General features: G+C 66.7%; 10 protein-coding genes. 2 read left to right on the forward strand and 8 right to left on the reverse strand.

The features are described from left to right. The 6 genes from BSE24067_RS28620 to BSE24067_RS28645 all read right to left on the reverse strand — a co-directional run. The coding region (locus tag BSE24067_RS28620) for a beta strand repeat-containing protein (protein ID WP_174904937.1) at positions 1-3866 on the reverse strand (3866 nt) is incomplete at its 3' end. Positions 3867-4426: 560 nt separating this feature from the next. Beyond that, positions 4427-6787, reverse strand: a complete 2361-nt coding sequence (locus BSE24067_RS28625) for a CHASE2 domain-containing protein (protein WP_151063257.1) — start codon at positions 6785-6787, stop codon at positions 4427-4429. A 41-nt stretch (positions 6788-6828) separates the two neighbouring features. After that, on the reverse strand, positions 6829-7611 hold the full coding sequence (locus BSE24067_RS28630) for a response regulator transcription factor (RefSeq protein ID WP_151063220.1): 783 nt from the start codon (positions 7609-7611) through the stop codon (positions 6829-6831). 727 nt (positions 7612-8338) lie between these two features. After that, the gene (locus BSE24067_RS28635) at positions 8339-8932 is read right to left on the reverse strand and encodes a LysR substrate-binding domain-containing protein (RefSeq protein ID WP_151063221.1); all 594 of its coding nucleotides are present in this window, start codon (positions 8930-8932) and stop codon (positions 8339-8341) included. After that, positions 8818-9714, reverse strand: coding sequence for an oxidoreductase (locus tag BSE24067_RS28640; RefSeq protein WP_151063258.1), 897 nt, complete (start codon positions 9712-9714; stop codon positions 8818-8820). The genes BSE24067_RS28635 and BSE24067_RS28640 overlap by 115 nt, the downstream gene beginning before the upstream one ends. After that, positions 9701-10930 (reverse strand): MFS transporter, encoded by a 1230-nt coding sequence (locus BSE24067_RS28645; RefSeq protein ID WP_151063222.1) that lies wholly within the window; start codon positions 10928-10930, stop codon positions 9701-9703. Before BSE24067_RS28645 ends, BSE24067_RS28640 begins: the two co-directional genes overlap by 14 nt. Positions 10931-11068: 138 nt before the next feature. Here BSE24067_RS28645 and gcvA point away from each other — a divergent pair, with 138 nt between their 5' ends. Then, positions 11069-12010, forward strand: a complete 942-nt coding sequence (gcvA, locus tag BSE24067_RS28650; protein WP_151063223.1) for a transcriptional regulator GcvA — start codon at positions 11069-11071, stop codon at positions 12008-12010. A 46-nt stretch (positions 12011-12056) separates the two neighbouring features. On the opposite strand, the gene BSE24067_RS28655 is transcribed toward gcvA, so the two are convergent. Beyond that, positions 12057-12746 carry a glutathione S-transferase gene (locus BSE24067_RS28655; RefSeq protein ID WP_151063224.1) on the reverse strand — a complete coding sequence of 230 codons (690 nt, stop codon included), beginning with the start codon at positions 12744-12746 and terminating at the stop codon, positions 12057-12059. A gap of 139 nt (positions 12747-12885) precedes the next feature. Between BSE24067_RS28655 and BSE24067_RS28660 the strand changes: the two genes are divergently transcribed. After that, positions 12886-13461: a TetR/AcrR family transcriptional regulator gene (locus BSE24067_RS28660; protein WP_151063259.1), complete on the forward strand. Its 576-nt coding sequence runs from the start codon at positions 12886-12888 to the stop codon at positions 13459-13461. A 42-nt stretch (positions 13462-13503) separates the two neighbouring features. Here the strand turns inward: BSE24067_RS28660 and BSE24067_RS28665 are convergent, their stop codons facing one another. Then, positions 13504-14409: a LysR family transcriptional regulator gene (locus BSE24067_RS28665; RefSeq protein ID WP_151063225.1), complete on the reverse strand. Its 906-nt coding sequence runs from the start codon at positions 14407-14409 to the stop codon at positions 13504-13506. Between the last annotated feature and the right edge of the window lie 4 nt (positions 14410-14413).

A 14413-nucleotide genomic window follows, 5' to 3' on the forward strand; every position in this document is an offset into this window, starting at 1 on the left:
AGGTTCGTGTTGTTGTTCGTGATCGAGCTCAGGCCGGTGGACAGCGAACTGATCCCGGTGGACGTCGCGGTGGACAGTGAAGCCAGGTTGCTGTCGGTGCTGGACAGTCCGGTTGACAGCGACGTGATCGAGCTGTTGGTCGAACTCAGGCCGGTGGACAACGAACCGATGCTGGTCGACGTCGCGGTCGATAGCGACGTGATCGTGCTGGTCGTCGTGCTCAGGCCCGTCGACAACGAACCGATGCCGGTGGACAGCGAGCCGACGACCGTCGACGTCGACGTCGACAGCGACGTGATCGCGCTGTTGGTCGAGCTCAAACCGGTGGACAGCGAGCCGATGCCCGTCGAAGTCGACGTGGACAGCGACGTGATGCTCGATGCCGTCGACGTCGACAACGAGTCGATTGCCAGATTCGTCCCGTAGAGCTGGCTGCCGTTGATCGCGTCCGTCGAAGTCGCGCTGATCCGGCCGGCGGCGACGTTCTGGATCTGCCGCGGCGCTGAGGCCGAGCCGACGCTCACCACGTCGCCGGCCGCCGGCGTACCGCCGGCGAAGTTGTACGTGGTCCCGCCGATGACGGCGCTGGGCGTCTGCACCGCGGCCGACACCGTCGACGCGTTGCCGAGCACGACCGAACCGTCGAGGCCGGTCGGCACGGACACGCCGCTGCCGACGACGAACGCGTTGTTCGAATTGATCGTGTTGTTGTTGCCGAGCGAATACGAGCCGGAGCCGGTGATCGTGCTCGGATCGCCGATCGCCGCCGAGTTCGCGCCGCTGACGACGTTGCCCGTGCCGATGCTGATGGAGTTCGCGCCGGACGCCTGCGCGCCGGTGCCCATTGCCACCGCGTTTGCGCCGCTAGCCACCGCCGCACTGCCTACGGCGATGCCCCCGTCGCCGCTGGCGTTGGCTTGTTGACCGGCGGCAAACGCGTTCGCCCCGCCGGCCACGGCGCTGATGCCGATCGCCGACGCGTTGGTCCCCGATGCCGTTGCTTGATAGCCGACCGCGGTCGCGCCGTCGGCCGTGGCCTGGGCGAGCGAAGCCAGTGCGGACGAGCCCAGGCCGGTGGCGAGGGCAAAAGCGCCAACGACCGCGGAGTCGTCGCCCTTCGCATTGGACGCCCGGCCAAAAGCGGACGATCGGTTTCCCGTCGCATGAGTATTGATGCCGACCGCGACGCTCGCGTCCGCTATCGCACTGGTCAGCGCGCCGATGGCCACCGAGGAAACGCCGCTTGCGGCCGCATCCGTACCGATAGCAATTGTGTTCTGGTTGCTGGACGCGGTTCGCTGCCCCAACGCTATCGCGGACAATCCCGACGCGTTGGACGTGCGGCCCAGGGCAACCGCGTTCGCGCCGCCCGCCAACGCATCGGGGCCGGCGGCGACGGCGCTCTGTCCCGTAGCGCCATCGTTGTTGTAGTTACCGACATGGATGCCGTTGTCGTTGACGCTCCAGTAATGGGGTGTCGCACCCGAGATGCTGGCGCCGAGCGCGGTGATTGCCTGGTTGGTCGCATAAAGTTGTGAGCCGTTGACGGCGTCGGTCGACGAACCGCTGATCCGCCCCGCCGCGACGTTCTGGATCTGGCGGGGTGCGCTGGCCGACCCAACGCTGACGACGTCACCCGCGGCGGGCGCGCCGCCCGCGAAGGTGTAGGTCGTGCCGCGAATCGCGGTGTTCGGGACGGCCACCGCAGCCGAGACGGTGGAAGCATTCCCGAGCACGACCGAACCGTCGAGACCGGTCGGCACGGACACGCCGTTGCCGACGACGAACGCGTTGTTCGAATTGATCGTGTTGTTGTTGCCGAGCGAATAGGAGCCCGAACCGGTGATGGTGCTGGGATCGCCGATCGCGCCCGAGTTCGCGCCGCTGACGACGTTGCCCGTGCCGATGCTCAGCGTGTTCGCGCCGGTTGCCTGCGCGCCCGCGCCCATCGCGATGGCGTTCGTGCCCGAAGCCTTCGCATTGAGGCCGACCGACGTGGTTCCGCTTGCCGTGACACCGATCCCCGCATTGGTGCCGATCGCGATGTTGTCGTTGCCGGATACGAGGCTGCCCGTGGAAGCCGCGAGCGTGCCGTCGTACGCGACGGTGCCGTCGCCGCTGCCCAGCGCGACGTTGCGCGTACCCGACACGCCGGCGCCCGCGCCGCGCATGACGCTAGAAATGCCGCCGCCGATCGCGGTGTTTTGCGCGCCGCTGACGAGCGCGCCCGCCGCGATCCCCACAGCGACCGAACTCGTGTTGGCCGTGGTCGAGCCGAAGCCTGCGCCCGTGCCGATGCTCAGCGCTTCGGAGCCGATGGCTTGCGCGCCCCGGCCGACCGCGATGCCGTCCGAGCCCAGGGCTTTTGCGTTCAGGCCGATCGACGTGGTGCCGTTCGCGGTAACACCGATCCCCGCATTGGTGCCGATCGCGATGTTGTCGTTGCCGGATACGAGGCTGCCCGCGGACGCCGAAAGCGTGCCGTCGTACGCGACGGTGCCGTCGCCGCTGCCCATTGCAACGTTACGCGTGCCGGTCACGCCCGACCCCGCGCCGCGCATCGCGCTCGCGATGCCGCCGCCGATCGCGGTGTTCTGCGCGCCGCTTACGAGCGTGCCGGTCGCGATACCGACGGCGACCGAGCCGGTGTTGGCGGTCGTCGAGCCTGCGCCGGCGCCCTGGCCCGCAGCGACGGTGCCGTCGCCGATCGCGAGCGCCTGGCCGCCGATCGCGAGGGACGTGTTGCCGCTCGCTTTCGCGCCGTTGCCGACCGCGGTAGCAGCTGCGTTCGTTGCCTGCGCATTTGGGCCGAGGGCAACGGTGTTGGCTGCCGTAGCTTGCGAACCGATACCCATCGCAACACCGTAAAACCCGGTCGCGATGGATTGCCAACCGAGCGCAATCGCGTACTGGTTGCCCGCACTGGCCGCCGTGCCCAGCGCGATCGCACCTTGCTGGGCAGCCGTCGCGCCTGCGCCGGCTGCGAACGTGTCCTGCGCCGAAGCCATCGCGTTCCCGCCCAATGCGATCGCCTGCAGCGCGGTGGCGGACGACGAGTCACCGATCGCAATAGCCTGCCCCGAGCCGTGCGTGGCGGCCCCCGCGCCACCTGTCGCAAAGGCACTCGGGCCGATTGCGATGTTGTTTGTGTCGTTGCTCGAGGTCGAGCCGGCCGTCGCCGCGCCGACGGCGACCGAGCCCGCGCTCACCGAGTTCGCGAAACTGCCGAGCGCCGCCGCATTGTCGGCCGATGCCGTGGCTCCTGCGCCGAGCGCAACCGACGTCACGCCGGACGAGCCGCTGTTCGTGCCGATCGAGATCGATTGCGTACCGCTTGCCCTGGCGTTCGCCATCAAAGCCATCGAGTTCGTGCCCGACGCGGTCGACTGATAGCCGACCGCGACCGCATTGCCACTCGAAGCGGTTGAGTTACTGCCTAATGCAACCGTACCGGTACTCGTCGCCTGCGCGAGGGCCCCCAACGCCATTGCGCCCGTATTATTCGCGACTGCGCTCACGCCAACCGCGACCGAATTGATGCCGCTCGCTGTTGTCGTACACCCGATCGCAATGCCGTTGCTCGTCGTCGCTGTTGCCGTCCCCGGGCAGTTCGTGCCGGAAACCGCCACCTGAGCCGCCGCGCCGCCCGACCACATCGCCATGCTGCCGAGCACGGCGAGCGACACGGACTTGAGCGCGGCCGACGTGCCGGTGCCACGCGCGACGGCTCGGGCTCCGGCACCGGCCTTGCCCTTGCCGTTGGCCCGATCGAGTTCGGATACCGCGACGATTGCGCCGCGTGCCGCATTCCACACAGTGCGGTAAGTTTTATTCATGGATTTCTGCCGGTAAGCGGCGCGCGCCATCCACGCACCGGGCCAGCCAGGAATGCCGGGTGCGCGGAATGTCCGTCGAGCCGTGTGAAAACTGTATTTATCGGGAAACGGGGTCTTGCGAAAAGCCGATTTCGATCAATCGATTACCGTCGACAGGTGAAAAACGCGATTAAGCCAATCGAATTTTTTATGCCTTTTCAAGTGCAAATTCAATTAATCGAAACGGGCAAGAACCCGCTGATCCGTAGAATAAGGGAAACGTATACCGGCGCGAGAGGGCGCAAATCTGAATAATTGTGAATGAAATGTGAACAAAGAAAACGAACGCCCGCGAGCCGCTGATGGTGCGGCCGGACGGCATGTCGATTACCCGTCTAACGCGCCGATTTCGGTCATCCGCGATGGTTTTTAACAACAAAAAGACCGTAATTTCGACCGGGGCGGATAACCGTCGATATGCAAGGAAAAGCCGTAAGACTTTTAAAGCGAGGAAATGGCGATATCGCCGTGCGGCGGCGTGAGCTTGCGCGGGCGCTTTCAGGTCAATGGCGAATAGGAAAAAATTACAGCGAGCGCCGCACGCCCGATTTTCAATCGTCGCGGCGAGCGCCGTTTCGAGGGAGCAGCAGTGTGAATACCGACCCGCGTCCAACCGCGCTTTCGACGCGAATTTCACCACCGAGCGCGTCGACCACCTGCTTGACGAACGCGAGCCCGAGGCCATGCCCGGCGGTCGCGCCGCTCGCGTCGACGCGGAAAAACTCGGTGAACAGGTTCGGCAATTGATGTTCCGGGATACCGATACCCGTATCGGCAACCGTCACGCGCCAGCGTTCATCGTTTTCGCCGGCCTCGACGGTCACTGTCGAGCCCTCCGGGCTGAACCGGATCGCGTTGTCGATCAGATTCGCGAATGCGCGACGCAGCAGCAGCGCATCGGCGACGACGAGCATCCCCGGTTCCGCGATCAACCGGATCTTGATCCGCTTCGTGTTTGCATGCGCCCACATATCGTCGGTGGCGTCGCCGAGCAGTGGCGCGAGATCGACTTCCGTCGCTTTCGCCGAGCGTGCTTGCGCGCGCGCGAGCAGCAGGAACTGGTCGGCGAGAGTGAGCGTCGTGCGCGCGTAGTGGCCGACGAGATCGGTGAACCGTGCTTCCGGCAGCGAAGCCGGCGCTTCGCGACGCTGGTCGATCAGCGCGAGTATCGCGGCCTGCGGCGAACGCATGTCGTGCGACAGAAAGCGCAACGCGGTATCGCGCTGGCGTTCCGCGGCGCGCATCGGCGTGACGTCCGCCACGTGAAAGATCAGCATCGCGGCGCTTCCTTCGTGCGCGGGCACGATCGCGCATTTCACCAGCAACGAGCGCTGTTTCGCGTCGACGATCTCGATGCCGTCCATCCGCGCGGAAGATTCGCTCGCCGGCGCGACGCCGTTGTGTTCGGCCAGCGTTCGCAGCGCGCGCTGCACGTATTGCGCCGCGTCGTTCGACGCGGTCATCTCGCGCAGCACGTGCGCCGCATGGCGGCCGGTGGCGGGCGGCGGCGAACCGCGCTGCGCTGCTTCCGTCTCGTACAGCGTCAGCGCGCGGCGGTTCGCAAGCATCACCGCGCCCGAACCGGACGCGACGAGCGTGGCTTCGGGCAGGCTGTTGATCCATTCGGAAATCAGGTGCGCGGAGCGCCGCAGGCGCGCGATCATCGCGGTCATCACGATCACGCGCCGGCGGAACGGATCGATCGCGTCCGTGGGCGCGGGCGCGTCGCCGGGCAGATACGGGTCCGCGATCGCGCGTTCGGCTTCACGAGTCAGATAGCGCAGCAACGTTTCCTGCCGCCGCCACGCGCTGAGCGCGTACGCAAGCAAGCACGCGGCGACCGCGGTGGCCGGAAAGCAGAACAGATGCGCAGTCTTCAGCATCAGCAGCGACACGGTGCATGCGGCGGCTGCGATCGCCGCGCACGCGAGCAGCGCGGCGCGCGGGCCGAGCGCGCACAGCGCCGCGCAAAGCCACGGCAACACGGATACGCTGAACAGAAACTGGGCGACCCACGATGCGCTGCGCACGAGCGAGCCGCTCGCGAGCGCGTAGGTGGCTTGCGCGACGAACTCGACGCCGGCGCGCGACGGCGGCTCCCAGCCCGGCGTGACGAAGTGCGTATCGGCGGTGCCCGCGGTCGGGCCGACGAGCACGATCGCGTCATTGAGCAGGCCGGGATCGACGCGGCCTTCGAGTGCGTCGACGAAGGGAATCGTGTGATACGACGGCGCCGAACCGAGCGGCACGTAGCGGCGGCATGCGCCGGTCCAGCGAACGTCGCGCCGTACCGGCGCCTCGTCGCACTCGTCGAACGGCACGCCGCTCGCACGGAGCAGCGATGCGCTCATGTGCTCGTAGTCGATGTTCGGGGGCCCTTCGCGCAGATAGAAGCTGCGCGACACGCCATCCGCGTCCGGCGCGGCGTTCACGTGCGCGATCGCGAACGCGCCGCGCGCGATCGGCTCGAGCGGCGGCGCCACGTTCGGCAACCCGTCGCCGTCGTCGTCGGCCACGACGGCCGGCAGCACGACGCGGCCATTGCGTTCGATCGCGCTCGCCAGCCACGCGTCGCCGGCGGGCAGGATTCTGCCCGGATGCGTCAACGCGACGTCGAGCCCGATGGCGGCCGCACCCGCCGCGGTCAGCCGGTCGATCAGCGTCGCGTAATCGGCGCGCTTGACGGGCCATCCGCCGAGCGCCTTCGCGCTCGCGGCGTCGATCGCGATCAGCACGATCTTGTGCGGCGACGGCCGCTGCAGCAGCGGCTGCACGACGTCGAAGAAGAACAGGTCCGCGCGACGCAGCGCGCCGGACGCCGTCAGCGCTGCGCACAGCAGCAGCACGAGCGCACCCGTCACGATGCATTCGCGCATGAAACCACCGGGTATGCGCGCATCGTCGGCAAGCATCACAGGTAACTCATCGCGGAGCGTGTCCGGTGACGGCGGCCTCACTCGCACTCGAACCCGGCGGGCGTCAGCGGAGGCGGCGACGCAGGCTGCACGAGCGGCACGTGGTGCGGCGACGCGCCTGCGCGATCGCGAGCCGACGGCACCGCTTCGAGGCGATAGCCGTGCGTGTAGACGGAACTCAGGCGCAACCCGTTGTCGGGCCCGAGTTCGAGCTTCTGCCGTATCCGGTAGATGTGGGTATCGAGCGTGCGGGATTCCGGATCGAGCTCGCGTCCCCACGTGCTCATGCAGACGAGCTTGCGCGACAGCAGCTTGCCGAGGTTGGCGAAGAAGAGCTCGGCGAGGTCGAATTCCTTCGGCGTGAGCTTGATCGGCGCGCCGCGCAGCAGGATCGTGCGCTCGCGCGGATTCAGCACATAGTCGCCCGCGCGGATCACGCCGAAGCGGTCGGTATCGCGCGTCGAGCGCTTCAACAGCGCGTTCACGCGGCTCGCGAGTTCGGCGACGCGAAACGGCTTCGCGATGTAGTCGTCGGCGCCGGCGTCCATCGCGAGCACGATGTCGTCTTCCAGTGTCTTGCTCGTCACGAACAGCACGGCCGGCGACGTGCCGAGCGTGCGGCGAATCCAGTACAGCACTTCGAAACCGCTCATTCCAGGCAGCAGCCAGTCCAGCATCACGAGATCGAACGGCTCCGCGCGCAACAGTTCCTGCGCCGACGCGCCGTCACGCACTTCAACCACTTCATGTCCGAGCGGTTCCACGACCCGCGCCGCGGCTTTCGCATGGACGGGATCATCTTCGACTATCAGCACACGCATCTGGGGACATCCTTGTCATCGGCACGGAGCGACACGGTCGCGTCGTCACGCCGCCGTCGGGCACGCGATCGCGCGGTGCGCGGGCGATGCACGAGCCGTTCCTCGCCGCGCGAACGGATCGCGCGTACGTTGCCGGGCCGATGGACGCGACGTCTGCGTCAACCGGGCCCGACAGAGGCACAGGCGTGCGGCGCCTGATTCCGTGCCCTATCGGGAAATATCAAACCGCGGGAAACGACGCACGCACGGATCGAGCACGCACGCGCGTCGAAGGTGCCGCGCGCTCAAGCCACGCGCGGCGGACCTTCGCGCTCGGGACCGTGTGGCGGGCGACGCCGGGGCAGGGAGCGCGTCGGGGCGCAAATTCAGGTAAGGATCGTGCATGTTTAAGGGCGTTCTGCCGGGCTCTCGGCATCGCGATGCTCATGGTTGCCATGCCCTCGTCAGGCTGCAGGTATATCGATGGCGTTTCAACGGTTCGGCCGCGTCGCGCGGACGTTACCCGCGGCGAATATCGGTTATCTCTTTCGGAAACGTGGTGCGCAAATTTTTCCGATCCGACGGTCCGCTGCCGCTTTAACAATTGGTAAGCAAAATGTTCGGCGGATTCTCGCACAAGGATAGGGGTTTGTCATGCGACGACAGACGTTCGCGCGACGTGATGGCGACAGACGTTCACGCCGGCCGGCTCACGTTCGACGGCGGCGGCCCGGGCGGTTGATTCGGGTCAAGCGCGCGCCCGGGCGGGCCGGGCTTCGTTCATCAGTTCGGCTGCACAGTCCATGAACACGCGCAGTTTTGCGCTCACATGGCGGTTCGGCGGATACGCGATGTAGAGCGGCATCGGGTCGATCCGCCAGCCCTCGAACAGCGGGACGAACTCGCCGCGCGCCAGATGCGCTTTCCCCATATAGAGGGGCAGCCACATGATGCCGACGCCTGCGACGCCGGCCGCCAGATAGGCATTGCCGTCGTCCACCGCAAGCGCGTAGCCGCTTTGCACCTTCACCGTCTCGTCGCCGCGATGCAGCGCGAGCGGATGGAGACGGCCCGCGCGTCGCCACGAGAATCCGGCGATCCGGTGATGCGGGTTTTCGAGTTCCGACGGATGCGCCGTCGTGCCCGCCAGCGCGAGATATCCGGGCGCTGCAAACACGCCGAGCACCGAGGTTCGCGCCGGTCGGCTCGAGTACGGGCCTCGTGCAGTCAGCCCGGACCATCGCTGGCGGCCGCGAGTAGCGGCACGATCAGGTCGCTGATCGGCGTTGGAATCCCGTGAGATCGTCCATACCGCTGCACGACCCCGTTCCGGCAGTCCCATTCGAGCGGGCGATTGTGCTGCCGGTCGGCCAGAATGGACGTGCCCAGGTCGGGCGGGTAGCGATGGAATCCGTCGACGATCTCCTGCGGCACTTCATCGCCCAGCTTCGCTCCCTCCGCGCGGGCGACCTCGAGACACTCCCGCAGATACGCAAGCGATAACTCGGTGATGTCGCTTCGCGAGAACATGCCGGCGCGGCGGCCGGTCAGCACCATGAGGCCCGCCACGGCGTTCTGCAAGAGCTTGCGCCACGCGAGCGAGACGAAATCCTCCGCAACCTCGACTACGCATCGCGTGCCGCGCAACGCCGAGACCACCACGTTGCTCGCCGGCGTGTCGGGCACGGTGACGCGCGGCTCGCCGCGCAGCCACACCGACGCGCCCGATTCGCGTTGCGCAGGAAACCAGACGATCGATGGCACGACCGCTGCGCCGGCCGAATAGGGTGCGAAGGCGGCCTTTTGCTCGACGCCGTTTTGCAGCACGCAGACAACGGCGTTCGCATCGCCCAGCGCTGCGAGCCACGGTGCGGCGCTCGCGACCTGCGTCGACTTGACCGCGACGAATACGAGATCGAACCGTTCTTTGACCGCATGCGGATCGGTGTGCACGGGCCCGGGCACGACGATCTCGCCGCCATCGGCGCGCAACGTGAGCCGATCGTGCGCCGAGCGGCCGCAGATCACCGGTGTGCGGCCGGCTTCATGAAGGGCCGCGGCCACGGTCGTGCCGATTGCGCCCGGGCCGACGATGGCAACGGTCGGGTAGTCAGACTCGGCCATGGTGTTCATCCTGTTCGATCGTCCGCAGATGCGGGCGCAGTGCGAGGGTGAGCGGAAAGATCGCCAGCGCGGTCAACGCGGTGGCGTACGTGGCGCCATGCACGCCGATCCGGTCGCCGAGCAAACCGTAGAGGACGGGCGATATCGCGCCCGACGCGATCGTCCCCGTATAGAAAATAGCGAATGCGCGCTCGGTGCGATCGGGCGCGGACATCTCCGGAACGGTGCCGTACAGCACCGACGACGTGCCGTTGAGCATCATGCCCAGGATCGGCAGCAGCGCCATCGTCAGCGGCAGCGGAAGATACATCACCGCGATGATGCACGCGGCCGTCCCGCCCTCCGTGAGCAGCACCGTCGCCACCACGCCCATGCGCGCGCCGAGCCATCCGCACACGAATTTGCCGGCCGCGCCGCCGATGAACACCAGCGCGAGGGCCGTGCCCACCAGCTGAGGCGAAACGCCCTTCGCGCCGAGCAGGAAAGGCAGAAAGGTGAGCAGTCCCATGCGTACGGCCGTATCGAGCACGCCGATGGAAAACAGCGCGGAGAATCCGCTTCCTCCGGTGCGTTTGCGTGCAATGGACGCGTGCCCGTTCTTCGTCGTCTTCGCGGGGCCCCGCGGCACAGCCGGAAACCGGAATGCGATGATCGCGGCAATGACGCAGCCCGCTCCGGCGACGATCCACAGCGCGTGCCGCCACGGCATCATGGTCACGAGCAGCGAGATGGCGGCCGGCAGCGCGGATTTGCCGAGATCGCCGGAAAAGTTGTAGATGCCGAGCGGACCTCTCGCGTCGCGGCCATAGGTGCGCGAGATCGCGCCCGATGCGATCGGATGCTGCGTGCTGGACCCGGCGCCCGAAATCGCCAGCGCGATACACAACCCGAGCAAGCCGCCCGACACGCCGGCGAGCGCATAGCCGAGCGCTGCGAGCAGCGTGCCGCCGGCGAGCGGCACGCGACTGCCCAGACGTTGCGCGAGACGTCCTGCCGGCAGCTGCAGCGCCGCCATCGTGCCGGCGTATACGCCGCGCAGGATTGCCAGCGCCGCAAAGTCGAGCCCGAACTCCGACTGCCACACGGGGAGCAACGCGTAAATCATGTCCGTATAGCCGTCGTGGATCGCGTGCGCAACGCAGGACAGCCACAGCACGCGCGGTCGTGATTGCGCAGTCTCCGGCATCGCAGGAGGGGAAAAAGCCGGCAAGGGCATCGTCGTTCTCTCCGCACGAGCGCCGGCGCAAGCCGCTCGTGGTGGGGGTTTTCGGGCTGGGCCGGTCAATTCTATGGCCGACGTGACGGCCATTTCAATTGAGCTAAAATCGCGTCAACGGAGAGAAAAAGTCACGTCATGAACGAAAGCCCAGGTGCGAGGAACCGGGACGAGCTGCCCCCGCTCAATGCGTTGCGCGCGTTCGACGCGGTCGCGCGGCACGGCAGCTTCGCGGGCGCGGCGGCGGAACTGCACGTCACGCATTGGGCCGTCGGAAAGCAGATCCGGCTGCTGGAAGACTGGTTCGGCGTGCCGTTGTTCGACCGTCGTCCGCGCGGTGTCGTGCTGACCGACGAAGGCGCCGCGTTGCTGAACGACGTCAGTCACGCATTCGAGCGCCTCGGTGCCGCGGCGGGGCGGCTGCGCCACAACATGGTCGCGCACCGGATATCGGGCGTCGTGCGCGTGAACGTGCCGATGAGCTTCGCGCTGTGCTGGCTGCTGCCGCGGCTCGCCGATTTCCATTCGCGCTATCCGGACATCGACGTGAGGGTGTCGACGACATCGCGCAAGCTGCGCTATGTCGCCGACGCGTTCGATATCGGCGTTCGGTCCGGCGCGGAGCAAGGCGCGGGTATCGTGTCGCGCCCGTTGATGCCCGACCTGCGCGTGCCTGCCTGCAATCCTGCATTGCTGCGCAAGCACCCGATACAGAGCGTGGCCGACCTGCGCCACCACACGCTGCTGCATTCGGCCACGACGCGTTCCGCGTGGGCGCAGTGGTTGAAGGAAGCGGGGGCTTCCGATCTGCGGCCCGCGCGCCAGGTCGAGTTCGATCACGTGAATCTTCAGTTGGGCGCTGCCATCGAAGGTCTCGGCGTGGCGCTGGCATCGTTGCCGCTGATCGGCCGCGATCTGGCGGAAGGGCGCCTCGTATGTCCGATCGCATCGCCCGTCTGGCGCGCCGACGACTACACGTTGGTGGCGAACGCCGATCGCGCCGACGATGCCGCGGTGTCCGTGTTCACGCGATGGATGGAACGCGTGGCGAGCGAGGCTGCCGGCCAGGCGCCGGGATGAAACCACGCGCCGCGACTTGACGTATGTACCCGGCTTCCGCTGTGGCTCAGCGCGTCGCGAACACAGGCTGATTCCTGACGCTCGGACGCTCGCGCATGCGCGCGTACCAGGCGCGAAGCGCGTTGCATTCGTCCGGCACCGGCAGCTTCACGAGCATCGCGAAGATCAATCCGCCGATGACGGTGATGTCGGCCATCGAGAAAGTATCGCCCGCGACATACGGTTGTCTTCGCAGAACCGCATCGAAGTAATGCATGCCCCTCAGCGCCTTGTCGCGCTGACGGAATCCCCACTCCGGGTTTTGATACGTCTCGACATCGGGGCCGAGCCCCGGCGTGCCGTGATGGAAGTAGACGCTGATGGCGTCGAGCAGCTCCAGCTCGGCGCGCTTGCTCATCATGTGGATGATGCCTTTTTCGCGCGGCGTGCTGCCGGTGAGCGTGGGTACGCCATCGAGTGCGTCGAGGTATTCCGTGATGGCGGTGCACTCGGCAATACACGTTCCGTCATCGAGTTCCAGCACCGGCAGCGTGCCCGAATAATTCTTGTCGGCGATGAACGCCGGCTTTTTATGCTCCCCCTTGTACAGATCGACCATCACGAATTCGACGCAGGATTGCAGCCCTTTCTCGGCCAGCGCGATACGAACGCGTGTCGGATAGGGGCCGGTCGGGAAGTCGTGGACCTTCATCGCGGGTAATGACGCTGCGTTGAAACTGACGGTATTGGAAGTCATTGGGGGGCTCCTGGGGCGGTTGCATCGGATAGGGCGGCCCGAAAGACGGGTCACCCACGAACAAACCTAACGTTCGTTAGGTTTACCATATGAGGTAGAATCCGCGGTGTCAACACCCGTCTTCGCGGAGGCCGAAGCAGTGAGAAACGATGCGAGTCCGAACTCGAGAGAGAGAATCCTGATCGCTGCGACGAGGCTCGCGCAAACGCACGGCTATGGCGGGTTGAATTATCGTGATCTCGCCGACGAAGTCGGCATCAAGGCGGCGAGCATTTACCACCACTTCGAGAGCAAGGCCGATCTCGGCGCGGCGGTAGCGAGGCGTTATTGGGAGGAATCCGCGGCGGCGCTGGACGACATGCTGACCCGCTCGCAGGATCCGCTGCACTGCCTGCGTCGCTATCCGGAGACGTTCCGCAAGGCGCTCGAGACCGGCAACCGCATATGCCTTTGCAGCTTCATGGCCGCCGAGATCGACGATCTGCCGGAAGTCGTGATGAAGGAAGTCAGGACCTTCGCCGACGTGAACGTGGCATGGCTGAGCAAGGTGTTGTCGGCGGCGGCGGTGGTCGGGCCCCGGGAGAGCAAACCGCGCGCGCGCGCCATCTTTGCCGCCATCGCCGGCGCCCAACTGATCGCCCACAGTCGTTCCGATCTCGCCCTCTATGACGCACTGATCGGCAACTATCGCAAAGCCGGTCTTTTGCCGGCGTAGCCGCGCGGCGGTCCGTGACGCTCGATTTTGAAAGGCGCCGAGTTAAGCGAAATACGGTTGCAGCACGCCCTCGATCCAGTCCATGAACGCCCGCACCCGCGGCGACAGGTTGCGCCGATGGGCGACGACGAGTGACGCCGCGAGCGGCTCCGGGCGCAGATCGGGCAGCACCTCCACCAGCGCGCCGCTTTCGATGTGGCTCGCGATCCCGGAATATCCGGCCTGGATCAGTCCGAGCCCGGCGAGCCCGGCCGCATGATAGGTCTGCACGTTGTTGACCTGCATCGCGCTCGGCAACGCGAGCGTCGCATAGCCGTCGCCGGTCGGATATTCCCAGCCGGGATGGCGCGCGCCGAGCGTCAGCGTGTAGTGGACCATCCGGTGTCCCTGAGCGAGCAGATCGTCGAGCCGGTGCGGCACGCCGTACCGCGCCAGATAGCCAGGGCTCGCCGCATTGATCATCCGCAGCCGGCCCAGCGGCCGCGCAATCAGCGTCTCGTCCACGATCGGCCCCAGCCGGATCACGCAATCGAATCCCTCCTGCACGAGATCGACACGGCGATCGGTGCTCGACAGCTCCAGTTCCAGCTCCGGATGCGCGGCCATCAGTTCCGGCAGCGCCGGCACCACGACGCTGCGCGCAAGCTCGGTCGGCATGTCGACGCGCAATCGTCCGCGCAGGCGCGTGCCGTCGCCGGAGAACATCGACTGCAGTTCCTGCACCTCGGCCAGCAGGTCGCGAGCGCGTGAATAGAACGCGCGGCCGTCTTCGGTCAGCTGCACGCTGCGCGTCGTCCGATGCAGCAGCGCAACGCCCACGTCGCGTTCGAGGGCGCGGACCACCATCGACACACGGCCTTTCTGGATGCCGAGGCTTTCGGCTGCCCGCGTGAAGCTCGACATTTCGGCGACACGGGCAAAGATCAACAGCGCATCGAGGTTTTGCATTGTT

The organism is Burkholderia latens, from assembly GCF_902499045.1.
Classification (GTDB): Bacteria; Pseudomonadota; Gammaproteobacteria; order Burkholderiales; family Burkholderiaceae; genus Burkholderia; species Burkholderia latens.